The sequence below is a fragment of the Klebsiella sp. C349492 genome (assembly GCF_042055345.1).
Lineage (GTDB): Bacteria > Pseudomonadota > Gammaproteobacteria > Enterobacterales > Enterobacteriaceae > Klebsiella > Klebsiella scottii.
Window position 1 is genome coordinate 345,422 of the sequence record NZ_JANQCE010000002.1, and the last position, 25,652, is coordinate 371,073.

The following is a 25,652-nucleotide window of genomic DNA, read 5'->3' on the forward strand; positions in this document are numbered from 1 at the left end:
AACCAGATGAAATTTTTAGCTAAAAAAATGATTGTCGCCCTTCTGCTGGCGACACCTGCAGCCCACGCCGTAAGTATCGTGGATGCCGGCTATGCCACCGCTCAGGGCACGGCGTATGTCGTCAAACTGCTGCTCGCAGATCAAACGGGGGCGGAGACCAAAATTGTGCCCGTCTCTTCCGTGCCGGTTATCTGGGAAGGGCTGAACCGCAACAACGGCGAGATCGATATCTGGACAGACGTCTGGCTACCCAATCAGGATGCGCTGGTGGCGAAATACGCCGGGGCCGGCAAGAACGTCACCCTGGCGAAAAACGCCTATGCCGGAACGCAGGGTTACTGCACCCTGACGGCGACCGCCGAGGCGCACAACATTCATTCCGTCTATGACCTGACCGACCCTGACAAAGCAAAAGTTTTTGCGCCGAAAGGTTCGGAACGCGGTCAGATCTGGCTGGGCGCGGCGGGCTGGCTGTCCACTAATTATGAAGAGATCCGCGCGCGGACCTATGGCTTCGCGCCGTTCTTCGACCTGACCCGCTCCGATGAGGCGGTGGCGACGGCGGCGCTGGATAACGCCGCGAAAACGGGCGGCGCCTGGATTGGCTACTGCTACGCGCCGCATCAGAACTACGTCCGCTACAAGCTCACAAATCTGCAGGAGCCTGAACATAATCCGGCGACCTGGCAGGTTGCGGATCAGTCGGACCCGGACTGGTTAAAGAAATCGCGCATCAGCACCGGTTATGGCGATGCGGCGATCCACATCGCCTACAGCAATCACTTTGCCCAAACGAACCCTGACGGAGTGAAAATCGTTGAAGCTATCCACTTCAACACCCAGGATGTCAGCGCCCTGGCGTATGCGATTGCCGTTGAAGGGAAGACGCCGGAACAGGCTGCACGCGGCTGGCTGGATGCGAATAAGGCGCGCGTTGCTGACTGGCTGAGTGCGAAATGATCCAGCTGGAAAATGTCTGGAAGGTATTCGGTTGCGATCCGCAGCATGCCATCGCTACGCTGCGGCGCGACCCCGACGCCCGCCTGCCCGCAGGCGGCCTTGCCGCAGTGCGCGGTATCGATATGAGCGTCGAGCGCGGCGAGTTGTTATGTATTTTAGGTCTCTCCGGGTGCGGCAAATCCACGCTGCTGCGCATGGTTAACCACCTGATCGCACCCAGCATCGGCTGCGTGCGAATCGCCGGGGAGCCGATTGCCGATCTCTCGCCTGCCAGGCTGCGTGAGCTACGCGCTCGCCGCATCGGCATGGTGTTCCAAAGTCATGCTCTCATTGAACATATGAGCATTCAGGAAAACGTGGCATTACCTTTGGAAATTCTCGGGGTCGCCCGCGCCCGGCGCGAAGCGCGAGCGGAAGAGCTTCTGGAACGATTAGGACTCGCCGGGATGGGGCGGCGCGGGATCGACACGCTATCCGGCGGGATGAAGCAGCGGGTTGGGCTGGCGCGCGCGCTGGCCTCAGATCCGGACGTTTTGTTGATGGATGAGCCCTTCAGCGCTCTGGACCCGTTAATCCGCGATGACCTGCAGGCCGAGTTTCGCAGCCTGTCGCGCGATCTTAATAAAACCACGCTGTTTATTACCCATGATGTCGCTGAGGCGCTGCGCATCGCGGATCGTATAGCCGTTATGCGGCAGGGCAGATTTGAGCAGCTGGCCACGCCGGCGGAGCTATTGGCCAGTCCGGCCAATGAGTATGTCGCCAGATTTATCCGCATTGGCATGGCGAAAGCAGAGGAAATCACATGATGCACCAGCCGGATGTCGTGACGCCGTTTTACCAGCGCGCGTTTAGCCAACTGCAGGATGGATCGCGCAGGCTGCCGCCTTTTCATACCAAAGCGGCGTTGTTCGGCAGCTTCTGGCTTGGCGCACATCGGTTTCGGGGGCTGTTCTGGCTATTTTTAAGCGCGGAACTTATTGGGGCGGCGCTGATCGTACTTGCCCTGAGTCACGGCCTGTCGCGCGACCAGCAAGAGCGCGTAACCACTCTGGTCGAACTCGCGAGCCAGCGTGCGCAGGAGGCCGCCGTGGCCCACAAACAGGACCCGCAGAGTGCGATGACGCAATCCCTGGAACGATCCGCCGCGTCGCTGAGCAAAGCCGCCAGCGATGCGCGGACGGCGCTTGAGGCCGAGCGGGGAGGGCGCGGTCTTATCCTCGGCGGGCTGGCCGCGCTGCTGGGGACGCGCGTCATTTTGGGATTCACGGCCGTGCCGTTGATGGCCGGGCGTTTGCGCAGAGCGCGCCTGACGGAGGATTTTAGCGGTATGGCCTGTTCGACCGGCTCCGCCATCTTCGCGGCGCTGATTTGGTTGGCTATTGTGCCGATGGCGCTCTTAAACTATGCCGGAATGATCCCCGCTCAGATTTTCAACCCCGCCGGGTTACCCGATCTGGCGTCGAACGCATCGCGGTGGATTGATGAGGGGATGGGCGCGTTGGCCGCGGCCCTTGCTCCCGCTGCGCAGCATATATCCCGGGTGATTGATGCGCTGCTGAGTGGCCTGGAATATGCTCTGATTGCCACGCCGTGGCCCGTGGTGTTTATCGTACTCCTCGCCTTTGCTGCGCAACGCGGCGGCTGGCGTTTGGCATTTGGCGTCGGGGTGGGGCTGGCCTATATCCTCGCCTTTGGTTACTGGATCAAAGCGATGCAGACGGTAGCGTTGCTGGGCACGGCGTCGTTTATCGCCATCGCGATCGGCATCCCGCTCGGCATCTGGAGCGGTTATAACCGGCGCGTGGCGTCCGTTATCAGGCCGGTCCTTGATTTTATGCAAACCACGCCCGCTTTCGTATACCTGATCCCGATCATTGCTCTGTTTGGTATCGGTAAGACGGCTGGGATTATTGCCACCATCATCTTCGGCATCGCCCCGGTGATTCGCCAGACGGCCTTTGGTATTGCCAACGTTCCGGCCGCCGTGCGGGAGGCGGCTCTGGCTTTTGGCGCCGGGAGGGGGTTTATGCTATTTAAAGTCGATTTGCCGATTGCCCGCCCGGCGATTCTGGCGGGCGTCAGCCAGACGGTGCTGATGAGCCTGTCGATGGTGGTGATTGCCGCGCTAATCGGCGCAAAAGGTTTAGGCGAGGATGTCCTTTCCGCGCTGCAGTACGCCGCCCAGGGGAAAGGCATTCTGGCAGGGCTGGCGATCCTGATCTGCGCGATCGTTATTGACCGGATGGTGCAGTTCCGGCGGCGATCCTGAGCCAGCGCCGCGGGCGCGTTTACGCATAGCGGACCCGTTAATCATCGGTTAAATAGTTCTGCCGCATCTTATCAAAGGCCTGTTGTGAAAAACCCAGCTCGCTGTGGATATAGTTAGCGACGCTACCGGAAAGGGCTTTGATGGTGTTAAGCACTTCAATAATAAATGATTCACGGGTATCGATTAACGTATGAAGATAGGCAAGGACATCCTCATCGTCGGTTATTTTGCGGTAGGCGTCCATTTTTATAGCGTTACGCTCCATGCGATTAGCCTGCGTGATCATATAATCGGCGATGATATCCTCTTCGGATACGCCGAGCATCGATAGCGCCAGAAGAACGCCATAACCAGTGCGGTCTTTTCCCCCACGACAGTGCTGGATATTAGGCGCGTTATGGGGATCGAGCAGCACATCGATCATGCGCTTAAATGCGCGCTTAGATTTTTCGCTGGTCACAAAGTGGCGATATTGCTCTAAAACCTGTGCGCCTCGGCCATTAATTAATTCCGCGGGGATGTCGCGCATCACGCTTTCGATTAACGCGCGATCTTCATTGCTGGGTTCTGCAGAAAACTGTGCCGCCAGCTCCGCCGTTTGTGCCGTTGCGTTTAAATGGTAGGTTCTCTCTTCGCCGACGCGGTCGTTCGGGCTTTTGGCGATTTCATTGTCGCTTCGGTAATCGATGATGGATCGAATATTAAGGCGTTGGATGTAGGATAACGCCTGCCGATCGAGTTTGTACAAATGGTTGGAGCGAAATAGCACGCCCCATTTTACGGTTTTCCCCCCGGCTGCGGGATACCCCCCAAAATCGCGGAAGTTATTTAATCCAGAAACCGGCAGCGTTCGCTCGGCGAAAAGGATCGACCGGCCGCTGTGCTCCAGAATAAAATAGATACGCTGTTCGGCCCGTAAAGGGTCCTCCAGTTCATACGGGCTGACGGCATGTTGGGTAATAAGGTAGCGCTCTTTTGTTTTGACATCATTATCTTTGGTCCAGTACAGCGCTGCGTTTTCCGCGGGAGCGGTAAAAGAAAGCGTGAGATAATTTTTATTATTTCTAGATACTGACGGGATCTGACATAAACGCATTTTTTATCCTTAAGCTAAAATACCGAAGGTCGAACAAACAACGCCGAGCACTATCATCGAAATAATGAGCGTTACGGTATATTTCCCGCGCAGCCTTTTGACGAGGAAAAACACGCCTAAAGAAAAAAGCAGGGTTAATAAATTAGGCGTAACTTTATCAAACATCTCCTGCACTTTGATGGACTGTTGACCCACCGCAATGACCAACGGCGTTGATATTTTGACCGTCGTGGCGATTAAAGAACCGAGCACCATAACCCCAACAACGTTGGCGATGTTGGTGATACGTTGAATAATGTTGGAATTTTTCGACTGCTCGATTAAATCTACGCCCTTGTTATAGCCATAGTGGATAAAGAAGTATTTGGTACCAATGTTGACGATATTAAATAACAGAAACATCAGCACCGGGCCAATGAGATTACCCTGTAGCGCAAAGGCCGCGCCAATACTTCCGCAGATGGGTAGCCAGGTAAACTTTAACAGGCTGTCGCCCAGGCCGGCCAGCGGCCCCATTAATCCGGCTTTTACGGAAACAACGGCGTCCTTTTCTTCTTCGCTCGTTTTTTCTTCCAGCGCGGCGGTGATGCCTAAAATAAGAGCGCCGGTGTTTATTTGCGAGTTAAAAAACTCGAAATGGCGCTGCATTGCCTTAATTCGTGTCTCTTTATCGGCTTGCGCGTAGAGTTTATCAAGAACGGGGATCATGCAGTGCGCAAAGCCGATGGTCTGCAGCTTTTCATAGTTATATGAAAAGGACATTGTTTGCAGATTCCAAAAAATACGATTCAGATCTTTTTTATTCAGCTTGCGCGGATGGGAAGCGTGTTCTTCACTGACGTCTGTACGGATATTTTCGGTATTCATAAGTCGTACTCTTCTTCAGATGTCGCGGCGGAGTTTTTTTCGTCCGGCGTCGCATTGTTAGCGTTGTTAATTCCGTTGGTGTAGGCCATGTCATACAAAACGGCAAACGCCAGGGCAATAAAGGTGATAGGAATAATTGGCAGCTTCAAATACGTTGTCAGGATGAAACCGAGCAAGAAGAAAAACCACATTCTGCCTTTTAATAACATCAATAGCAGGATACATACGCCGACGGCCGGGATCATTTTTGATGCGACGCCCATACCGGTTAAGACGTTTTCAGGGATCGCCGCTAAAATTTTACTTACCAGATCGCCGCCGAAGTAGATCGCCAGAAAGCAGGGGATGGCGCGAATTAAAAACCACAGCGGAGTGGAGAAGTAATGCACTTTAACCAGCCCTCGGTAGTTGCCATCATGGATAGATTTTTCTGCCCAGAGGTTAAGAAAGCTGGCGAAAGAGCGCCATACGATAAGCAGCTGCTGGCATAAAATAGAGACCGGAACCGCAAGCGCAATCCCTGCGGCAATCCCCCCTTTGGAGGCAATCCCCAAAGCGACGCCGATGATAGAGCCGGCAATAATGTCGGGGGCGGAGTAGGCGCCAACGTTGCCGATGCCCATCCACATCAGCTCCAGCGTGGCGCCGATCGCCAGTCCCTGAACCGTATCGCCCATGATAATACCGGCAACGGTGCCGGTTAGCAGAGGCCGGCGGAGCATCTGCGGGCCCACGTCATCCATTGAGCAAATGCCTGCCCAGATAGCGACTAAAAGCGCTTCAATTAACATTTGATATTCCTCATTTATTATAAAATAAATGTTCCAGGTACTTATTTAAGTAACGTGTGAAGCTCAATGACGGGGTCTTTAGGCACCATTTGTACTTCTACGGCAATATCTTTGGCGATAAGGGATTTAAACGCCGCTTCTTCTTCCGGCGTAACGGCAACCGCGCGGGTCAGGCTTTTGCGCCCCTCCTGCATGCGCATGCCGCCGACGTTGAGAGTGGTAATGTTTAAACCGTTTGCCACCAGAATATTGACGTCGACGCTATTGGTGAATAACAGCATCGTGCGTTTCTTTATTTCCGTTTTTTTCAGAACATCTATGAATTTTTGTACCCCAAAAACGAGGACCTTCAGCTCAGGCGGCGCGGACATGGTCAGCACGGACTGCTGAACTTTATCGCCTGCGACCTTATCGTTAATAATCAGCACCTGCTCGATATCATGATTTTTTACCCAGGTCGTAATTACCTGGCCGTGGATAAGGCGGTCGTCTATTCTTGCAACATTAACTGGCATGATATTCCCCTTAGAGATCGGCGGCTTGCTGCTGTTCTTCATTTAAAATATCCCCGACGTTGAAACAGCTTTGCGGAAATACTTCAGCAATAAGTTTGCTAACCGCAGGCAGCGGCAGGTCGCGGTTGTTAAAGACTTCAAGCAGCGTTGGAATGTTAAATCCGCAGAATAAAACAACGTCATCATAGGTTAATACTAGCTCGCTGGCTAAATTACAGGGCGAACCGCCCAGCATATCAACCAGAATGAGAACGCCATTTTCTTTATTCAGCGCACGATAGGCCTCGGCCAGCCGCGCGCGCACCTCGTTGATATTGCTCTCTTCCTCAATGGAAATAACCAAAACATGACTTTGCTTACCAATGAGCATCTCCGCGCAGGTGAGGGCTCCCTGAGCAAAGGGGCCGTGGCTGATCAAGATGACGGGAAGTTCGGCTGACATAGCTTTCCTTTTTTGTAATATTGTTACTATGATTAATTTTAATTATAGTAATACTATTACTTTTTGCTTAAGGAAATACCGTGAAACACTATTTTGACCGATATGTGATAACGATCGCTCTTTGGCAATGAGCCAGCTTGAGCTTTCAGAGGCTGTTTTCCGGCCGGGGAGTGAGGAGTAGGGGCGAGCTTAAGACGCGGAGATGAGCGGAACACCGCCGGCGCTGGGAGAGATGCTCAGCCGCGCAAGGCGATCGGCTGAGCGGCGGCAGCTTCAGGGCTTATGATTTTGACGATAAAAACGCTCGGCGCGCATCTGAATTTGTTTGAGCAAGCGCTCGTCATATTGCTGGACGAAAAGGTTGGTCACCAGCATGTTAATCACCGCCAGCTGCGACATTTTGGAGCGGATGGGGATCAGGCGTGAGACGCTCTCCGTAGAAACCGTGTGCAGGACGATGTCGGCTAAGGCGGAAATGCGGCTTTGCCCCATTTTAGTCACGGCAATGGAGGGGACGCGGAGCTGCTGTGCCAGGGTCAATAGCATCACGCCCTCCTGGTTTTCGCCAGAATGCGAGATAATAATCAGCAGATCGTTTTCATCCAGGGTATTAACAATACTAAACTGAATGCTGTAGTCCAGATGGCAGCTGACATCCTTTTTAATTTTGATTAGCTGATATTCAAGTTCTTTCCCCACAAGGCCGCTGCTGCCTGCGCCATAAATAACGATTTTATGGCTTTTCCTGATCAGCGCATTGGCTTCAAGAAGCGTGCCGGCATTAGCAAGAGCGTGCGTCTCATCGATTGATGATTTCTCTATCTGCAGGATTTTAGCATTAACGGCCTCTATTGAGTCATCAAGGCAAATATCCTCCTGGAGAAATTTATTATTGTTTAGCGTGCTGGATGAGGTCATCAAATCAATTTTCAGATCGCTGAACCCCTGATAACCTAGCTTGTGGCATAAGCGTAAAATAGTGGTGGTGCTCACGCCATTTACCTTAGCCAGCATCTGAATACTCATACTTTTTAAGGACTGTTTGTTTTCAATGATATAATTGGCGACATTCCGTTCTTTGGCCGATAGTTCGTGACTAACTTCACGGATTTTTACGTCGAACATTTAACAGCCTTTATCATATTAAGAATATTATTGCGATAATCATACAATTGAAAAAAGAAAACATCAAGTTATAAACATTTCTGCTTAATTCCTTACGTGGCGGCAATTAAATAATATGCCGGGTGCCTTTGTTCGTTAATTAAAATTAAGCCGGGGCAGCGGCAGGCCGCTTTATTCCAGACCAAAACGCTGCCGGTACTGTCCCGGCGTTACGCCGGTGATTTTGCGAAAAATCTTGCGGAAGGCTGAGGGATCGGTATATCCCACTTCCCAGGCAATACGGTCGGCCGAACGCCCGGTTAACTCCAGGGCATCCCGCGCTTTCATGATGCGAACCTGCTGCAGATACTCCGTTGGCCGCACGCCCGTCGCTTTCTGAAAGCGGCGGAGAAAAGTCCGCGGGGTCATCCCCGCCAGCGCCGCCATTTCATCGATGCTTTGCTGTTCAGAATATGTCGCATGGAGGTGATGCTGGACGCGCAGAATGACGGGGTCGCCGTGGTCGAAATGCGGAATAAATGCCGAATAGGTGTTTTGCTTGCGGCGGGGAGGGTCGATAAGTAAAAAACGCGCTGTGGCCAGCATGGTACCGTTTCCCAGCAGCTTCTCTATCAGCGTCAGGCCGAGATCTGTCCAGGCAAGAATGCCGCCAGCGGTGATAATATCGCCGTCGTCGATAACCATATTTTCCGCCGCGACGTCAATCTCCGGGAAACGCTCCGACAGGGTCTGAGCAAACGCCCAGTGCGTCGTTGCGCGACGATGATCGATAAGCCCGGTCTCCGCTAGTACGAACGCTCCGGCGCAGACCGAACAGAGCGTCACGCCGTCATGGTACAGGGCGCTCATCCAGGCGGCAGGGGCCGCCATCGGCTTCATCTGAGCGGGCATAACCAGGCTGGGCGGGGCTATCGCGTGGCTCAGGCGATGCGGCTCGTCCGGATGGCTGTCCCAGACGCACGCCACCGTATCGCCGTCGGGCATGACCTGCCAGTGCGACACCCGGATCGCGCGAACGCGCTCCTCGCCGGAAATGCTCACCGCCCAGTCCGCCGCGATCCTGAACATATCCGTCAATCCATATACCGCCGCCAGCTGGCACTCGGGATAAATCAGCAGACCCACTTCCGCCACGATGCTCTTTTCAACAGAAGGCTTCATTTGTCATTTTTGCCTCTTATAGTGTCATTTTTGACAATTCTATCTCCCGACGTATTCCATAACAATAGCTCCATCGGCCAACAACAGCGATGACCTGAACGAGAAAGGAGCGGGTATGCCAGACGAACGGTTTGCGATTTCACGGCGGCGTCTGCTGATCCTCAGCGGTACGTTGTCTGCCGGTATCGGGCTGTCACTTTCGCCCTTAGGCCGGGGTATGACATCATTCTCATCACAGACAGGAGATATTCCTATGAGCAACGGCATTATTACTACCAAAGACGGTACCCGAATTTTCTATAAAGACTGGGGCCCTAAAAACGCGCAGCCCGTCGTTTTCCACCACGGCTGGCCGTTAAGCGCTGACGACTGGGATAATCAGATGCTGTTCTTTTTATCGCAGGGGTATCGGGTGATTGCTCACGACCGTCGCGGTCATGGGCGTTCCGACCAGACCGATACTGGCAACGAGATGGATACTTATGCCGCCGACGTCGCTGAACTTGCCCGCGCGCTGGATCTGAAAAATGCTATCCATATCGGCCACTCTACCGGCGGTGGAGAAGTGGCACGCTATGTCGCCAGGGCCGAAAAAGGGCGCGTGGCGAAGGCGGTGCTGATGGGCGCGGTCCCGCCGATTATGCTAAAAACGGCCGCTAACCCGGAAGGGCTCCCGCTATCCGTGTTTGATGGCTTCCGCTCCGCGCTTGCCGCCAACCGCGCGCAATTCTTCATTGACGTGCCGTCGGGTCCGTTCTACGGCTTTAACCGCCCGGGGGCCAAAATCAGCCAGGGCCTGATCGATAACTGGTGGCGTCAGGGCATGGCAGGCGGCGCCAAAGCGCAATATGACTGTATCAAAGCGTTCTCTGAAACCGACTTTACGCAGGATTTACTGGCGATTGATGTACCGGTACTGGTAATGCACGGCGAAGACGATCAGGTGGTGCCTGTCGATGACGCCGCGCGCAAATCAATCAAGCTGCTGAAGCACGGGACGCTGAAAACCTACCCGGGGCTCTCGCACGGGATGTTTGCCACCCATCCTGAGGTAATAAACCCGGACCTGCTGGCGTTCGTTAAATCTTGAGCCTATACGCCGGACCCAGCCTACGCTGCGGGTCCGGCTTTTATCCGTGAGCGGACAGGCATCGCCGTCGGGTCGCATGCGGAGGGCGCTGGGCCGCCCGGGCAAAGTAATTATCGGGCGCCGCGCTGCTGCCTGAAACTAACTGATAGCTGACGCTGTCTTTAATTCATTGGCGCAATGCTTTTGGTGTGGAAGATAAAGATGACGTCCGTTTTGTTGATTGAGGATGATAACCGGCTGGCCGGCATGCTGATGCCGTACCTTGCCCAGTACGAATTTAGCGTGGTACACAGCGCCAGCGCGCAGGACGCGCAAAATAAGATGAAGCAACGCAAGTTCGATGTCGTGCTGCTGGATTTGATGCTGGGCGACGCCGACGGCCTGGCGCTGTGTCGGCAGATTCGCACCCGGTTCCAGTACGACCCGGCGATTATTATGGTGACGGGCCGGGGAGATCCGGCGGATCGTATTATCGGGCTCGAAGTGGGGGCCGACGACTATCTGGCAAAACCCTTTGAGCCGCGCGAGCTGCTGGCGCGCATGCGCGCGGTGTTACGGCGTATGAAGCCCGGAGCGGCGTCGGGCGGCGACAGCGTCATTCGTTCCGGCGCGCTGGAAATTGATACCGCGGCGCGCAGCGTCACGCTTAACCAGCAAGCCTGCAGCCTGACCTCCTTACAGTTTGACCTGTTGGTCTCGCTGGCGCGCAATGCGGGCCGCGTACTCAACCGCGAACAGATCTGGCAGTCAGTGCGCGGCGAAAGCTATGACAGCTTCGATCGCGCCATCGATGTCCATATCGGGCGTATCCGACAGGCTATCGAGGACGATCCGCAGGTGCCGAAGCGCATCATTACCGTGCGCGGCGTCGGTTACGTCTTCTCAGCACTACCGAACTCATGAAACGGCTCGCCTGTTTTCCCATGCACCTGCAGATCTTTTTTGCCTTTAGCTGCGCCCTTGCGCTGGTGGTGATCTGCACTATCGCCCTGTGGCTATGGAACAACGATAACAACCGTCATTTGAACGCCTTCGCCACCTTCTCCGAGCTGGTGGAACAAAATCTTCCGCCAGCTTCCGCTCCGCGCGCCGTGCAATTCCAGGCCATCGATAGTTGGATCCAGCGCACCCATACGCGCTTCTCCCTGTACGCCGCCGATGGCTCTCCGCTTAGCCGCCCGCTTAATCCGCCGCTCTCTTTCCCGCTGCGCGTGGCGTCAGGAGGATTATTTGATGACTGGTACGGCACGCGTTTTGTCTGGCAGCTCAAGGATAAGCGCGTGCTGGTCATTCAGCTAAGCAGCGACCGGCAAAAGCGCCCGTGGCTGTTTATTCTGATGCTGCTGGCCATGACGACCAGCGTGGTGCTGGTGTCGTTTCCGGTGATCCGTCGCTTAACGGCCCGCCTGGAGTCGTTACAGCAGAGCGTCGAGTCGCTCGGCAAAGGCAATCTTGGCGCGCGCGTGCAGGTTACCGGGCGCGATGAAGTGGCGCAGCTCGCGGCCAGTTTTAACCGTGCTGCCACACAGATTGAGCAGCTGGTTCAATCACAAAAAACGATGCTGGCTAATGCCTCGCACGAGCTGCGTTCGCCGTTGATGCGTATTCAAATGGCGGCGGCGTTATTAGTGCAGAAGGAGTCGCCCGCCTCCCGCGAGCTGCGGCGCAGCGTCGGTGAGCTGGATGAGCTGGTGGAGGAGATTTTGACGCTGAGCCGCCTGACGCTGGCGACCAGCGTCATTACCGGCGATTTCCAGCCGGCTGATATAACCGCCATTGCGGCCGAGGAGTGCGCCAGCGCGCAGGTGGAGTTACGGGCTGAGCATGTGACAGCCGAGGTGGATGCGCGGTTAATACGGCGCCTGCTGCGCAACCTGATTGAAAATGCGCGGCGCTATGCGGGTCATGATATTTCGGTCGTCCTGAAGCTTACCGACCGGGAGCACTTCACCCTCGAGGTGAAAGATCGCGGCCTCGGCATTCCGGAAGCGGAAATGGAGCGTATCTTCGAGCCATTTTATCGGCTCAGCAGCAGCGGAAACGGCTACGGGCTTGGCCTGGCGCTGGTTCGTTCAATCACCGAATACCACCGGGGCGCCCTTTCGGTACGCAACCGTAGCGGCGGGGGAGCCTGTTTTCAGGTGCGTATGCCTGTCGCAGTTACATAACTTTACCGGAGGTAAAAAGAGGGGTTACAGGAGCCTGTTCTAATAAGCCAACTCATTGTCGGCTTCCTGTAACGGTAAGGATCATCTACATGCTATCCACGTTGGCTAAACCCTTTACGCTCCTGTGCCTGCTCTCTACGGCAACTTTTCCCGCCATCGCCGAGCCGTCTGATAACGGACTTTCCGGTTTTATCGGCGGCGGCGTGGGAGTAAAGCCGAAGTACTCCGGCGCTAAAGAGTCCAAAACGACGTTCGTACCCGCATTAAAGCTGGCTTACGGGCCGTTTTTTGTCGGCGGAGTGGACGATCTTACGGCGCTGGGGTGGGAGTTTGCCCGCACCGAAAGCTGGACTTTTTCGCTTGGCGTGGGCGCGGATCTCTCTCCCCGTCAGGAGTCTGATGATGAACACCTCAGAGGGCTGGGCGATATTCGCTTCTCGCCGCGCGCCTTTAGCTCGGCTGTGTATGAAAATAGGCTCTTCAACGGCGGCGTGATTTTGACCCAGGATATCGGGGGGAATCAGCAGGGCTTTAAGCTCATCTCCTGGGCGCATCTTCAGTGGCGGCCGCTGGAGAGCCTGCGCTTTTATACCGGCCCAAGCCTGAGCTGGGGGGACAGCGATTACATGCAGACGCAGTACGGCGTCACCGCCGCTCAGTCGGCGCGCAGCGGCCTGTCACGCTACGACAGCGGGGCCGGGCTGGAGAAAGTAGGCTGGCAGCTGGGTATGGACTATTCGGTGACGCCGGCATGGCTGATCGGCGCCCGGATCAGCGCGCAGCATCTGCAAAACGATGCCGCCGACAGCCCCGTTACGCAAAAGTCAGGGCAGGTTAACGGCGTCCTGTTTGCCGCATGGCGCTTCTGATAAGCGCGGACCTTTTCCGCTCAGGCGGGGGATCGCGCATCAAATGCCGGACGGCGCGCTCGTTTTAGCCGCTGGTCGGGGCGTTTTTCCGGCGTCCCGCTAAAGCGACATTCCAATCACCGCGTTGACAACGGCGGAGGATATCAGCACGCCGCCAACGATAAAGCACGCCCGGTTCTTCCTGGTCGCGCCCAGGGTTAAGAGAACAACGGCAAGAGTGAAAAAAGGTATGGCAATAATGCTGAACGTGTTCAGGATGACCTCCGCGAAGAGTAAGAAAAGCCGGCCGTAATTAAGGAGCGGCTGATTATTAAGCAACTTAGCGTAATTTGCAGCAGGCCGGTAGCGCCGGCTTATTTTATCCGCCGTCAGCCGATGAGCAGAGCAGCCAGCGCCGCGATGGCCGGGAAAGCCTGAACGTAGAGTATTTTCCTGCTTGCCGTAATCGAACCGTATATCCCGGCAAGCAGAACGCAGCACAGGAAAAAGACTTTAAACTGCAAGCCGCTCTCTCCCGCCCATAACCCCCATAGTAAACCCGCCGCTAAAAAGCCGTTGTACAGTCCCTGGTTAGCGGCCAGCACCCGAGTGTCGCGAGCAAAATCAGCGCTCAGGTTAAAGGCTTTGTGACCAGTTTTTGTATCCCATAGAAACATCTCGAGGATCAGTATGTAGAGGTGGATGGCGGCCACCAGGGCGATAAGGAGATTGGCTAACACGACAGGCCTCGCTGAAAATGTAGGTGCTGGGTGATTATAGTTAAAACTCGTTTGCGCCGCTGCCCGTTATTTCTCAGGGGGAGCGGCGCCTTTCCGCAGCCCTTCGCGATCGCAGCAAATGCGCCTGGATTAAAATCGGCACAATACTGGTATCGAGAATAGCCTCATGCGGACTTTATCGCGCCATCAGCTTGACATATTAAGCGTGCTTGCTATTGCTTAATCAGGCAATAGGCTGAGCCTTAAAGCAATGTTTCCTTGTAAATCATCGGCCTTATAGTTTACAGGCGAAGCGGCGGGGTGATGAATGGCAGGTAATAAGGTGAAGTTGCCCGGTATAAAAGAGAGTCAGCGCTTGCTGAATTTTGAGGCGGCCTCAAGGACGGTGGGGCTGGTTATTCTGCTGGCTATTATCTGCGCTGCATTAGCCGGTGGATTTTCTGTCGGGTATTTTAGTGAGGCTGAAAAAGTCAATGCGCCGCGAACGGTAAAAGTCGACTATGAATATTTTGGTCGGTTACAAAAAGAGTTTCGCCTCAAAATCACGGCACTTCCGCTCCCGGCTGATAAATATGTATTCAGCCTCGGCGGCGATTTTATTGAAAATTATGAGCCGGGCAGCATCTGGCCACAGCCGGACGGTATGTATAGCCAGGGAAAGACGCTGTATCTGATTTATAACAATGTGAAAAATAAAGGTGATTTCTCCATCTGGCTGTACGTCACGCCGGCGAAGCCGGGGAGATCGGAGAATTCCATCCAGGTGAACGCCGAGCCTGAAATCCGCTTTTGGCAGTTTATTTATCCTTAGGGGGCTGGTATGGAGATGGTTTTCCGGGCGTTAGCCATTTATTTAATCCTGCTGGTGGTATTTAAAATTGCCGGACGCCGTGCATTATTACAAATGACCAGTTTCGATCTGATCCTGCTGCTGATTATCAGCGAGGCGACGCAGCAGGCCCTGCTAGGCAACGATTTTTCGGTTACCGGGGCAATGCTGACGATTATTACGCTGGTGGTGGTCGATATTCTGTTTGGGTTAATGAAAAAGTATATTTCTGGCGCGGAGTCGGCGCTTGACGGCTCCCCTGTTGTGCTGGTGGCCGACGGGGTGCCGTTAACCGATAACCTGAAAAAGGTCGACGTCTCTTGCGACGACATCCTGGTCGCCGCGCGTCAAAATCAAGGCATTACGGAATTTCGCAAAATAAAGTATGCCATTCTGGAGCGTAACGGCCATATATCGGTTATCCCGGCAGAAAAGTAGGGAGCGCATCATGGCGGGCTCAGGCCATCGAGCTATTCAACCGTCCAGGCCTGGCTGAAGTTATCATTGATAAAAATCTCCGCCAGCCCGCTAATCTGCTTCAGGCGTAAAACCTCATCTTTGTCCATTCCCAGCTCCTGGCCGATGCGCATATCGTCCCAGCCCAGGCGGTAAAGATCGCGCACAATATCCGACATCGCGGCGATCTGGTGTTTCCCTCTGGCGCGGTTGTGGCGAATGGTCGCGGCGATACGCTCTTTCTTCCCCTGACGCGATGAGTTAATCAGCGTAACCGGCAGATAGCCATGAAGGCGATGGTGAATCTGCGGGTTGGAAGCGCTTATCAGGTGGCGATGAAAGCCATCGACAACCAGATACTGCTCCTGCTGGCGAGCGACCACCACCGGCTGGGTGAATCCATCCATTTCTACCGAGCGTTCCAGCAGCTTTTTTTCCGTTGCGCTCATGCTATTGGGATTATAGTCATTGGCCGTGACTGATTCGGCGTCGACCCACAATACGCAGTCCACGGGCTCATCGCAGAAGGGACTGTGCCGGTGGATGAGCATTTTAAGCTGGTTAATGGCGTCAATCTTACTTTCTGTATCTGAGAAAGAGTCAAGGTATTCGGCCACGACCTTGTTGATATCCGTTGACATTACAGCGTCCCCCATGTCTTTCGTTTGTTACTGATATTGTTGCAGTATCTCTTATAATGCTGGGATTGGGTCGGGCTGAATGACAGCGTCCGGCACCAGTAATCATTCTTGAGAATCGTTTTGCAGATCCTGCGCCAGGAGGGGATATCGCGGAAGCCAAGGTCCTTCTCCTGGGCATCGGGAATATCCTGCGGAAAGCCGCGCGTCTGGTACCAGCGCAGGTAGATGGCGATCTTGTTGCGGTAATGCTCCGCGGTTTTATCCGGCATGCTTTCAAGCAGGAACAGCGCGTAGCTGCGCCAGGTATGCTGCTCCGGTTTACGCATTTGCGTCCTGAGGGCGAAATAGTCGCCGCTTTCGTTCGCATATTTCGCCGCGCCGTGCGCGCCGCATACCCGGCGACACATCTTCTCCCATGTTTCTGGTTCGAGCGTGTGGTACAGCCACAATCCGCGACGCTGTTCCGGGCCAAAAGGCTCGCAAACGCGCATGTTTTTCAGCGTGACGCCGGCGCGGTACATCAAATCGTACAGCGGGTTATAGGGCAGCTTTGATTTCGCATTGAAGATCCAAATATCCTGAGTTCGCCAGTCGTACAGCGGATAGCAGGTGTAGCTGTCGCCCCCCGGCAGCGCGGTAGTCCAGGGTTTTTCATTATCAAAGCGCGATTTTGTCTGCGATGTCAGCGCCATATAGCGGTGCAGAGATTCGTCGGTACGAATGCCGATCAGCGAGGCCAGGCTGCGTCCGGCGGCCAGCCACTGAATAAATGCCGGCACAAAGGATTCGAAGGTCATCGGATATTGGTAGAAGGGAAGGTCGGCGCTGCGGGTCACAGCCCCAGCCGGCGGCTGGCGCACCCATTCGGCGCCGGGTTCCCAGCAGATCCATTCCGGCTGGTGCTGCGATACGCCGCTTACCGTGGTCAGCGGCAGGGCGATCCAGTAAAACTTGCTGATTACGTCCTGATAGAGCGCCCGCATTTTTTCCACATGCTCAATCGTTAATAAATACTGCGCCTCCCAGTCAATAAACAGAACCACGAACTTTTTCCGCTTCTTGCGCGCCACGGTTGCCGCCAGGTGAAATAAGACGGTTGAGTCCTTGCCCCCGGAGAAAGACAAACAAACCTGGTCAAATGATTCAAATACCCAATCCAGGCGGAGTAGCGCCGCGTCAAAAACGTCCATGTCGAGCTTTATTTTCTTCACCAGGCCTCCTGGTTGTTAAACGTAGGTGTAGGGGGGCAGGCCCAAATTGGTTAAGGGAATAACCAGCCAATATAGTTGAGCAGAGCGATTTTATTATTTACGCCGAGCTTATCTTTAATTCTCAGATAGTAATGGGAGACCTGTTTATTGCTCATGCAGAGTATGCGTTCGACGCCACCGCGGGTCGGCGAGGTATATGCGGCACGAAGAACGTCATACTCTCTTTTTGTTAAATGGCCGCCGCTGCGCATTTGGCTATAATATCTCAGCAGCTTACCAATGCTGGCGACATTGTTGCTCTTGAGCTTTCTACGCCATTCCCGTAAGCCGGCCTGTTTAGAGATGAAAAAATCAGCCATGCCGTCTTTTATTTGGCGATCGCTGATAATTAAAACCGAAGCGTTGCCGCGAATGATCAGCACCTGAATAACCGCGAGAAGAGCGCAGATATTAGGAAAGTAGCTTTCTTCAAGAACAAAGAGATCCCCGGCGCCGCAGGGCCTTATCGACGCTTTTAGTGTCTCAAGGCCGTCGCTTACGTACTGGTTCGCCATATATGAATAAGAAGAGATCTCCGTTGACGGCGGGATATCCGTAAGGCGACCGCCGCTATAGTTTTTTAATAATAATTCAAGATCCAGGTAAGCGTAGTGTTCGGTATCGGGTTTAATTATCTTACTCTGCCGATCGGGTGAGCTTATTTGTTCATGCATAGAAAATGCCCGCAATTTTAATTGTTCACAGGGAGCGTCTGAACTCATGGTGAAAATGATAAGGCGGGTTGTGTTGTTTTTGGTAGTTAATTTATCTTAAGTAATCTTTAGTACGGAAGGTTGCCATTTTAATCATTGAACCTCAGATCTTTTTATTTCTTATTTTTCTTTAGGTTCTGACTTATATCATTGACATTTTTAATTTATTTCATTGCTGGTTTCGACAGGGCGCGATCTAAAGACGGGAAGGCTCTATTTTTGCCCGTGCTGAAGCGGAATAAATGCTTAACTTTCGCCGCCGCCGCAAAAGATCGTTATAAGTAAGGGATCCTCTATCAGGCCGGAGATGAAGTCAACACTATTCGCCCCTTCCTGAACGGCTATTTAAAACAATGTGTAGCGATAAAGTAAAAATAAAGCGATGTCATTAATGCTGGCGATAAATAATAAAGGAGAGCGGAGTGCCATTCATCCGCCGTTTTGTCCCCTCATGAGGGCTCATAAGGGGATTTTCCGGTGCGTAAAGCCAACGGCCAGCCGCCGCCGCGGCTCAGGCATGCGATAGCGTCGGGAACATCAGCTTGTTGCCCTTAAAAATGTTCTCTTTTGCGGTATAGATAAATAAAAAGTCGTCACCCTCGATTTTTTCATACTCGCCGATTCGACCTTCGATCGGGGTGAAGCCTAAAATCGCCAGCTGAGTTTGTTGGTCGGCGAGCTCATTGACGATCGCTGACATCGAACCGCTGGCGTCGCAGAAAATATCGAAGCAGATTAGCGCACGATCGTTTTGCATCGCGATCGCCACGGCACCATTTTTTTCCGAATAGTAGACGAAGTGCTTCATAAACGCGGAGCAATAGAACATCAGCAGGCCGAAGTTATCGTGCGCCGAGAGCTGAGAGAAGGGATTGGATTTTTGATAATAGTGCTTCAGGATCGCCACATCGCTCTCTTTATCCATATCAAGCCGGCGGAAGTCTCCCGGGGTTGGAGTCACCGGCAGGGTATATTGATACTCATCGTACTGCTCGAAACCAAATCGTGGATAGAAATCCACGGTAGTAGAGTTAGCAAACAGAAAGATCGCATCAGCTTTATCTTTCCAGTCATCCAGAATGTGGTTAATCAACTGCGTCGCGAGGCCTTTATCGCGATGGTCGGTATCGGTCATCACGGTGCCGATCTGAATATAATGGACGATCTTTCCTTGCCACTTCAGATCGATGACGTTGGCGGAGGCATTAGCGATAACTCTATTATTATCAACGAAAGCGTAGGGAATATATGACCCGGTCCAGTAGCCTTTTTTGTACCAGTCCTTAAATGAGAGATCAAAGGTCTTAATAGCCAGGTCAATGAAGCTGTTCCTTAATGCATCATTATCCATAACCTGTTTGACTAATTTGTATTTCATTGGCCGGTCTTCCTTTTTATTTATTGTGCTACACGACAGTGCTAATACTAAATTAATATTAAAAATCAATGACTCATCTATACAGTTAAGTATGAACGGTTCACGATATTTGTACACCCCGCAGCCCGCAGTCATTTCTCAGGACGTTGGCTCGGTCACAGTAAATAAGGGGAAGCGGGCTCTTTGCCGACTTTGCGGAGGTTGTTGCGCGAGGGGACGGCGATTGCCGCCGGAGCAGTGGTGACCAAAGACGTGCCGCCGTATGCTGTGGTGGGTGGTAATCCGCCAAATTTATCAAATACCGCTTTGCGGAGTCAGATATTCAGCGTCTGCTTGCGCTGAACCTCTACGTTTTGCCGGAAGACGACCTGCTGGCGCTGCTGTCCGGCGAGGATATTACGGCGCTGGAGCAGGCGGTGCGGCGCTATCGCTAGCTCGTCAGGCGCGAAAAGGCCCGGAGCAAAAGGGCTCCGGGCGAGTCCCGGTTTACTTCGCCGCGACGGGGGGAGTCGAGATAGCCCTCCTGGCCCCCGCCTTTCAGCGCAGCGCGGATAAAGGGTAGCGATTAAATAGCATGATGCGTCTCCCAGGAGTCCGTTCGCCGCCGGCGCGTAAACCCTCGCGCCTCCCGGAACGGACCCTGAATAAATGATGGACGCAGAATAGTCCCCGGCTATTTTTAATGAAATGACAAAAGTGTTAATAGACTATTGCTGATTTTGTCTAAAAACAAAAAATGGCTAAACTTAATAAATGCAGAGTGATATAACGCGCTCAAGGTCATGACCCCTATCATAAATAGGTAGGGGAAATGTGGTATCATCCCGCCTTTCCCTTTTCGTTTGGGCTCTTTTTATGCAACAACCTGTTGTTCGCGTTGGAGAATGGCTGGTTACCCCCTCTGTTAACCAAATTAGCCGGAAGGGACGCCAGCTTACCCTTGAACCGCGCTTGATCGATCTTCTGGTTTTCTTTGCCCGCCACCCTGGCGAGGTGCTCAGCAGGGATGAACTTATTGATAATGTCTGGACGCGCAACGTTGTGACCAGCCATGTTGTCACCCAGAGCATTTCTGAACTGCGCAAGTCGTTGAAGGATGGCGACGACGGTAGCCTCGAATATATCGCAACGGTACCGAAGCGCGGCTATAAGCTGACGGTACCGGCTATCTGGTGTACGGAGGAGGGGGAAGAGCTGACGCCGCTCGCACCGCAGGCGATGCCGGAAGCCACTGCGCCATCTTCGCCCGCCGCGCCCGACGTTCAACCCCCAACCAGAACCGAGAAACGTAAGCGGATCAGCACCTTTATTGTCTGGGGTCTGTTCCTGCTGGCGCTGGGAACCTGCGTGGCGCTGGTGGCGCTGTCGAGCATCGAATCGCGCCCGCCGGTCAATAAAGCCCGCCTGCTGTTAAACCCGCGCGACATCGATATCCACCTGCTTAACGGCAACTCCTGCACCAACTGGGCGTCCCAGCACTCCTACGCGGTGGGGCTTGGCAGCCTGGTCACCACGTCGCTGAATACCTTCTCCACCTTTATGGTGCATGATAAAACCAACTACAACATCAACGAACCGAGCAGTTCCGGTAAAACCCTGACCATCGAGTTCGTCAACCAGCGGCACTATCGCGCCCAGCAGTGCTTTATGTCGGTGCAGATGGTGGATAACGCCGACGGCTCCACCATGATGGACAAGCGCTATTTCATCACCAGCGACAACCAGCTGTCGATTCAAAACGACCTGCTGAACAGCCTGTCGGAAACGCTGAAGCAGCCGTGGCCGGAGCGTATGCAGACCATGCTTAAGCAGTACCAGCCGTCGCAAAGCATAGCGCTGACCCATTTCTATCAGTCGCATCAGCTATTAATGAATGGTGATGTCGATTCATTAGGGAAAGCCAGTGCGCTGCTTGATGACGTGATTAAACAAGCCCCTGACTTTTCCTATGCGTATGCGGAAAAGGCGCTGGTAGATGTATTACGCCATTCGCAACAGCCGCTGGATGAACAGCAGCTCGCGGCGCTGTACGCAGAAATAAACCGGGTTGGCGATATGCCGGGTATTAAAGATCTGGCGGTATTTTATCAAATTAAAGCCGTCGATATGCTAGGGCAGGGGAAAGTAGACGAAGCGTACCACGCGATTAATACCGGCATCGACCTGGAAATGTCGTGGATGAATTATGTGCTGCTGGGTAAAGTCTACGAAATGAAGGGGGAGAACCGGGAAGCCGCCGATGCTTACCTGACCGCCTTTAATTTACGTCCGGGCGAAAACACTTTTTACTGGATTGAAAACGCGGTATTCCAGACCTCGGTTACGCGCGTTGTGCCATATCTCGATAACTTCCTCTCTTCAGAATAAGTAAACCCTCACCGCGCGAATGGTTTCGGGCCTGGTGAGGTTAAACTTATGTTTCTCATGAGGCCGGTGATTGTTATATTTATGCGGTAATTTAATTGCCGGTTGCAACACATTTTCAACACCGCGAGCGTCTTGTAACTGACTGTAATTTAATGGTGTTTATCTTTTTATGATATCAACATGTCATCCTGATATGTTAATCCAAAAAGGTCAAAATATCATTTGTCTGACGTTTGCTGTTATTTCACTTTATCTTTAGGACTTATCTCGTATGAGTCAGTAATCTTATTGGCAGTTGGTCGGGTCAATAAAAGGTTCACTATCATGATCTGTACCTCCAAAATAAACTTAGGAGAAAAGAAAACATGAGTTCTGCCAAGAAGATCGGGCTATTTGCCTGTACCGGCGTGGTCGCCGGTAATATGATGGGGAGCGGTATTGCATTATTACCCGCGAACCTCGCCAGTATCGGTTCAATTGCTATCTGGGGGTGGGTGATCTCTATTATTGGCGCAATGTCTTTGGCTTATGTTTATGCCCGGCTGGCGACCAAGAATCCGCAGCAGGGGGGGCCAATTGCGTACGCTGGTGAAATATCTCCGGCGTTCGGTTTTCAGACCGGGGTGCTTTATTATCATGCCAACTGGATTGGTAACCTGGCGATCGGGATTACCGCCGTATCTTATCTGTCGACATTCTTCCCAATATTAAATAACCCGGTTCCGGCCGGTATCGCCTGTATCGCGATCGTCTGGGTATTTACCTTCGTTAATATGCTCGGTGGGACCTGGGTTAGCCGCCTGACGACAATTGGTCTGGTGCTGGTATTAATTCCGGTGGTCATGACGGCGGTTGTCGGCTGGCACTGGTTTGACGCTGCAACCTATCAGGCCAACTGGAACACCTCCACCACCCCCGACAGCCACGCGGTAATCAAAAGTATCCTGCTGTGCCTGTGGGCTTTCGTCGGGGTTGAATCCGCTGCCGTCAGTACCGGGATGGTGAAAAACCCGAAACGTACCGTGCCGCTGGCCACCATGCTGGGTACCGCGCTGGCAGGTATCGTTTATATCGCCGCAACTCAGGTGATTGCCGGGATGTACCCTGCAGCCCAGATGGCCGCATCGGGCGCACCGTTCGCCATTAGCGCTTCAACTATCCTCGGCGGCTGGGCGGCTCCGATGGTTTCCGCCTTCACCGCCTTTGCCTGCCTGACGTCTCTCGGTTCCTGGATGATGCTGGTTGGACAGGCCGGCGTACGTGCCGCCAACGACGGCAACTTCCCGAAAATCTACGGCGAGCTTGATAGCAACGGTAACCCGAAAAAAGGCCTGCTGCTGGCGGCGGTGAAAATGACCGTGCTGATGGTGCTGATTACCCTGATGAACTCCAGCGGCGGTAAAGCATCTGACCTGTTCGGCGAGCTGACCGGCATCGCGGTACTGCTGACCATGCTGCCTTACTTCTACTCCTGCGTTGACCTGATTCGCTTCGAAGGCATCAACATCCGTAACCTGGTTAGCCTGATTTGTTCGGTGCTGGGCTGCGGCTTCTGCTTCATCGCCCTGATGGGGGCAAGCTCCTTCGAACTGGCCGGTACCTTTATCGTCAGCCTGATTATCCTGATGTTCTACGGCCGCAAAATGCACCAGCGCCAGCATGAAAATGACCCTGCTGACAACTCTACCGCTGGCGCGCATTAATCAGTAACCCCTTTTCCTGGAGCTCCTTCCTGCACCTGTCACCACGCGACGGGAGGGGCTTTCTATATCTGGAGATTTGACTATGAACGTTATCGCAATCATGAATCATATGGGCGTCTACTTTAAAGAAGAGCCTATCCGTGAGCTGCATCGCGCCCTTGAACGCCTGGACTTCCGTATTGTCTATCCGAACGACCGCGAAGATTTACTGAAACTTATCGAAAATAACTCCCGCCTGTGCGGCGTTATCTTCGACTGGGATAAATACAATCTTGAGCTGTGCGAAGAGATCAGCAAGCTGAACGAATATATGCCGCTGTACGCTTTCGCCAACACCTACTCCACGCTGGACGTAAGCCTCAACGATCTGCGCATGCAGGTTCGCTTCTTCGAATATGCGCTGGGCGCGGCCGACGACATCGCCGACAAAATCAAACAGAACACCGATGAATATATCGATGCTATTCTGCCGCCGCTGACCAAAGCGCTGTTCAAATACGTGCGTGAAGGCAAATACACCTTCTGTACCCCAGGCCACATGGGCGGTACCGCCTTCCAGAAAAGCCCGGTCGGCAGCATCTTCTACGATTTCTTTGGCCCGAACACCATGAAATCGGATATCTCCATCTCGGTTTCTGAGCTCGGCTCCCTGCTGGATCACAGCGGCCCGCATAAAGAAGCGGAAGAGTATATCGCCCGCGTATTTAACGCTGAACGCAGCTACATGGTGACCAACGGGACCTCTACCGCCAACAAAATCGTCGGCATGTACTCCGCTCCGGCCGGCAGCACCGTGCTGATTGACCGTAACTGCCACAAATCGCTGACCCATCTGATGATGATGAGCGACATTACGCCAATCTACTTCCGCCCGACCCGTAACGCCTACGGTATCCTCGGCGGTATCCCGCAGAGCGAATTCCAGCACGCGACCATCGCGAAGCGCGTTAAAGAGACCCCGAACGCCACCTGGCCGGTGCACGCGGTGATCACCAACTCCACCTACGACGGTCTGCTGTACAACACCGACTTCATCAAGAAAAACCTCGATGTGAAATCCATCCACTTTGACTCTGCGTGGGTGCCTTACACCAACTTCTCGCCAATCTATGCCGGTAAATGCGGGATGAGCGGCGGTCGTGTGGAAGGGAAAATCATCTACGAAACCCAGTCCACCCACAAGCTGCTGGCGGCGTTCTCCCAGGCTTCAATGATCCACGTGAAAGGTGATATCAACGAAGAAACCTTTAACGAAGCCTACATGATGCACACCACCACCTCCCCGCACTACGGGATCGTGGCGTCCACCGAAACCGCCGCGGCGATGATGAAAGGTAACGCCGGTAAGCGTCTGATCGACGGCTCTATTGAACGTTCTATTAAGTTTCGTAAAGAGATCAAACGTCTGAAAGGCGAGTCCGAGGGCTGGTTCTTCGACGTATGGCAGCCGGAGCATATCGACGGGGCTGAATGCTGGCCGCTGCGCTCTGACAGCGCTTGGCACGGCTTCAAAAACATCGATAACGAACACATGTACCTCGACCCGATTAAAGTCACTCTGCTGACTCCGGGGATGAAAAAAGACGGCACCATGGACGAGTTCGGTATTCCGGCCAGCATCGTGGCGAAATACCTCGACGAACACGGCATCGTGGTGGAGAAAACCGGTCCGTACAACCTGCTGTTCCTGTTCAGCATTGGTATCGACAAAACCAAGGCCCTGAGCCTGCTGCGCGCGCTGACCGACTTCAAACGCGCGTTCGATCTGAACCTGCGTGTGAAAAACATGCTGCCGTCTCTGTACCGTGAAGATCCTGAATTCTATGAAAACATGCGCGTTCAGGAGCTGGCGCAGAACATTCACAAACTGGTTGAGCATCACAACCTGCCGGACCTGATGTTCCGTGCGTTCGAAGTGCTGCCAAAAATGATAGTAACGCCGTACGCCGCGTTCCAGAAAGAGCTGCACGGTCAGACGGAAGAAGTCTATCTCGAAGAGATGGTCGGTCGCGTCAATGCCAACATGATCCTGCCGTATCCTCCGGGAGTTCCGCTGGTTATGCCGGGTGAAATGATCGCCGAAGAGAGCCGTCCGGTGCTGGAATTCCTGCAGATGCTGTGCGAAATCGGCGCCCACTACCCGGGCTTCGAAACCGATATCCACGGCGCATACCGTCAGGCGGATGGTCGCTACACCGTTAAGGTGCTGAAAGACGAAAACAACAAGTAACTGAAGCACC

At 53.6% G+C, this 25,652-nt stretch carries 24 protein-coding genes; 12 read left to right on the forward strand and 12 right to left on the reverse strand.

Translation table 11 applies throughout. From position 1 onward, the window contains the following. Positions 1-6 precede the first annotated feature (6 nt). Genes NWP14_RS09315 through NWP14_RS09325 form a run of 3 tightly spaced genes read left to right on the forward strand, consistent with a single transcriptional unit; the run spans position 7 to position 3,232 of the window. Positions 7-960 (forward strand): glycine betaine ABC transporter substrate-binding protein, encoded by a 954-nt coding sequence (locus tag NWP14_RS09315; RefSeq protein WP_095094649.1) that lies wholly within the window; start codon positions 7-9, stop codon positions 958-960. Next, entirely contained in the window at positions 957-1,769 is an 813-nt protein-coding gene (locus NWP14_RS09320) for an ATP-binding cassette domain-containing protein (protein ID WP_346431948.1), read from the forward strand. Before NWP14_RS09315 ends, NWP14_RS09320 begins: the two co-directional genes overlap by 4 nt. After that, positions 1,766-3,232 carry an ABC transporter permease gene (locus NWP14_RS09325; RefSeq protein ID WP_375215223.1) on the forward strand — a complete coding sequence of 489 codons (1,467 nt, stop codon included), beginning with the start codon at positions 1,766-1,768 and terminating at the stop codon, positions 3,230-3,232. Before NWP14_RS09320 ends, NWP14_RS09325 begins: the two co-directional genes overlap by 4 nt. Positions 3,233-3,269: 37 nt before the next feature. Here the strand turns inward: NWP14_RS09325 and NWP14_RS09330 are convergent, their stop codons facing one another. The 7 genes from NWP14_RS09330 to NWP14_RS09360 all read right to left on the reverse strand — a co-directional run bounded on the left by NWP14_RS09330 (position 3,270) and on the right by NWP14_RS09360 (position 9,229). Continuing rightward, complete coding sequence (locus tag NWP14_RS09330) at positions 3,270-4,328, reverse strand: tyrosine-protein phosphatase (RefSeq protein ID WP_375215224.1); 1,059 nt, start codon at positions 4,326-4,328, stop codon at positions 3,270-3,272. Positions 4,329-4,337: 9 nt separating this feature from the next. Next, the gene (locus NWP14_RS09335) at positions 4,338-5,195 is read right to left on the reverse strand and encodes a PTS system mannose/fructose/sorbose family transporter subunit IID (protein WP_095094657.1); all 858 of its coding nucleotides are present in this window, start codon (positions 5,193-5,195) and stop codon (positions 4,338-4,340) included. After that, the gene (locus tag NWP14_RS09340) at positions 5,192-5,986 is read right to left on the reverse strand and encodes a PTS sugar transporter subunit IIC (RefSeq protein ID WP_095094659.1); all 795 of its coding nucleotides are present in this window, start codon (positions 5,984-5,986) and stop codon (positions 5,192-5,194) included. Before NWP14_RS09340 ends, NWP14_RS09335 begins: the two co-directional genes overlap by 4 nt. A gap of 41 nt (positions 5,987-6,027) precedes the next feature. After that, a complete protein-coding gene (locus NWP14_RS09345; protein ID WP_095094660.1) occupies positions 6,028-6,501 on the reverse strand; it encodes a PTS sugar transporter subunit IIB in 474 nt (157 codons plus the stop codon). 10 nt (positions 6,502-6,511) lie between these two features. Continuing rightward, positions 6,512-6,943: a PTS sugar transporter subunit IIA gene (locus NWP14_RS09350; protein ID WP_095094662.1), complete on the reverse strand. Its 432-nt coding sequence runs from the start codon at positions 6,941-6,943 to the stop codon at positions 6,512-6,514. Positions 6,944-7,216: 273 nt separating this feature from the next. Further along, positions 7,217-8,068 (reverse strand): MurR/RpiR family transcriptional regulator, encoded by an 852-nt coding sequence (locus tag NWP14_RS09355; protein ID WP_095094663.1) that lies wholly within the window; start codon positions 8,066-8,068, stop codon positions 7,217-7,219. A 171-nt stretch (positions 8,069-8,239) separates the two neighbouring features. After that, complete coding sequence (locus tag NWP14_RS09360) at positions 8,240-9,229, reverse strand: GlxA family transcriptional regulator (RefSeq protein WP_095094665.1); 990 nt, start codon at positions 9,227-9,229, stop codon at positions 8,240-8,242. A 253-nt stretch (positions 9,230-9,482) separates the two neighbouring features. On the opposite strand from NWP14_RS09360, the gene NWP14_RS09365 reads away from it, so the two are divergent. The 4 genes from NWP14_RS09365 (at position 9,483) to NWP14_RS09380 (ending at position 13,356) form a co-directional block, all read left to right on the forward strand. After that, a complete protein-coding gene (locus NWP14_RS09365; RefSeq protein ID WP_095094670.1) occupies positions 9,483-10,319 on the forward strand; it encodes an alpha/beta fold hydrolase in 837 nt (278 codons plus the stop codon). A gap of 201 nt (positions 10,320-10,520) precedes the next feature. Continuing rightward, entirely contained in the window at positions 10,521-11,222 is a 702-nt protein-coding gene (locus NWP14_RS09370) for a response regulator (protein ID WP_189339812.1), read from the forward strand. 20 nt (positions 11,223-11,242) lie between these two features. Continuing rightward, complete coding sequence (locus NWP14_RS09375) at positions 11,243-12,487, forward strand: HAMP domain-containing sensor histidine kinase (RefSeq protein WP_157349057.1); 1,245 nt, start codon at positions 11,243-11,245, stop codon at positions 12,485-12,487. Between the two features lie 89 nt (positions 12,488-12,576). Continuing rightward, positions 12,577-13,356, forward strand: coding sequence for a MipA/OmpV family protein (locus tag NWP14_RS09380; protein WP_095094674.1), 780 nt, complete (start codon positions 12,577-12,579; stop codon positions 13,354-13,356). Positions 13,357-13,724: 368 nt separating this feature from the next. Here the strand turns inward: NWP14_RS09380 and NWP14_RS09385 are convergent, their stop codons facing one another. Further along, positions 13,725-14,075, reverse strand: coding sequence for a DUF1304 domain-containing protein (locus NWP14_RS09385; protein WP_095094678.1), 351 nt, complete (start codon positions 14,073-14,075; stop codon positions 13,725-13,727). Between the two features lie 307 nt (positions 14,076-14,382). Here NWP14_RS09385 and NWP14_RS09390 point away from each other — a divergent pair, with 307 nt between their 5' ends. Beyond that, positions 14,383-14,886 (forward strand): hypothetical protein, encoded by a 504-nt coding sequence (locus tag NWP14_RS09390; RefSeq protein WP_331850640.1) that lies wholly within the window; start codon positions 14,383-14,385, stop codon positions 14,884-14,886. A 9-nt stretch (positions 14,887-14,895) separates the two neighbouring features. After that, complete coding sequence (locus tag NWP14_RS09395) at positions 14,896-15,342, forward strand: DUF421 domain-containing protein (protein ID WP_095094683.1); 447 nt, start codon at positions 14,896-14,898, stop codon at positions 15,340-15,342. A 32-nt stretch (positions 15,343-15,374) separates the two neighbouring features. Here the strand turns inward: NWP14_RS09395 and NWP14_RS09400 are convergent, their stop codons facing one another. The 4 genes from NWP14_RS09400 to NWP14_RS09415 all read right to left on the reverse strand — a co-directional run bounded on the left by NWP14_RS09400 (position 15,375) and on the right by NWP14_RS09415 (position 19,342). Beyond that, positions 15,375-16,001, reverse strand: coding sequence for a ParB/RepB/Spo0J family partition protein (locus NWP14_RS09400; RefSeq protein WP_095094685.1), 627 nt, complete (start codon positions 15,999-16,001; stop codon positions 15,375-15,377). Then, complete coding sequence (locus NWP14_RS09405; RefSeq protein ID WP_375215225.1) at positions 16,001-17,212, reverse strand: phosphoadenosine phosphosulfate reductase; 1,212 nt, start codon at positions 17,210-17,212, stop codon at positions 16,001-16,003. The genes NWP14_RS09400 and NWP14_RS09405 overlap by 1 nt, the downstream gene beginning before the upstream one ends. Before the next feature lie 50 nt (positions 17,213-17,262). Further along, positions 17,263-17,925 carry a hypothetical protein gene (locus tag NWP14_RS09410; protein WP_143350128.1) on the reverse strand — a complete coding sequence of 221 codons (663 nt, stop codon included), beginning with the start codon at positions 17,923-17,925 and terminating at the stop codon, positions 17,263-17,265. A gap of 550 nt (positions 17,926-18,475) precedes the next feature. Then, complete coding sequence (locus tag NWP14_RS09415; protein ID WP_375215226.1) at positions 18,476-19,342, reverse strand: GNAT family N-acetyltransferase; 867 nt, start codon at positions 19,340-19,342, stop codon at positions 18,476-18,478. Between the two features lie 855 nt (positions 19,343-20,197). Here NWP14_RS09415 and cadC point away from each other — a divergent pair. The 3 genes from cadC (at position 20,198) to cadA (ending at position 25,642) form a co-directional block, all read left to right on the forward strand. Then, positions 20,198-21,709, forward strand: a complete 1,512-nt coding sequence (cadC, locus tag NWP14_RS09420) for a lysine decarboxylation/transport transcriptional activator CadC (RefSeq protein WP_375215227.1) — start codon at positions 20,198-20,200, stop codon at positions 21,707-21,709. Positions 21,710-22,074: 365 nt separating this feature from the next. Beyond that, positions 22,075-23,412 carry a cadaverine/lysine antiporter gene (gene cadB / locus NWP14_RS09425; RefSeq protein ID WP_095094695.1) on the forward strand — a complete coding sequence of 446 codons (1,338 nt, stop codon included), beginning with the start codon at positions 22,075-22,077 and terminating at the stop codon, positions 23,410-23,412. 82 nt (positions 23,413-23,494) lie between these two features. Beyond that, positions 23,495-25,642: a lysine decarboxylase CadA gene (gene cadA, locus NWP14_RS09430; protein ID WP_095094697.1), complete on the forward strand. Its 2,148-nt coding sequence runs from the start codon at positions 23,495-23,497 to the stop codon at positions 25,640-25,642. The last annotated feature ends 10 nt before the right edge of the window (positions 25,643-25,652 follow it).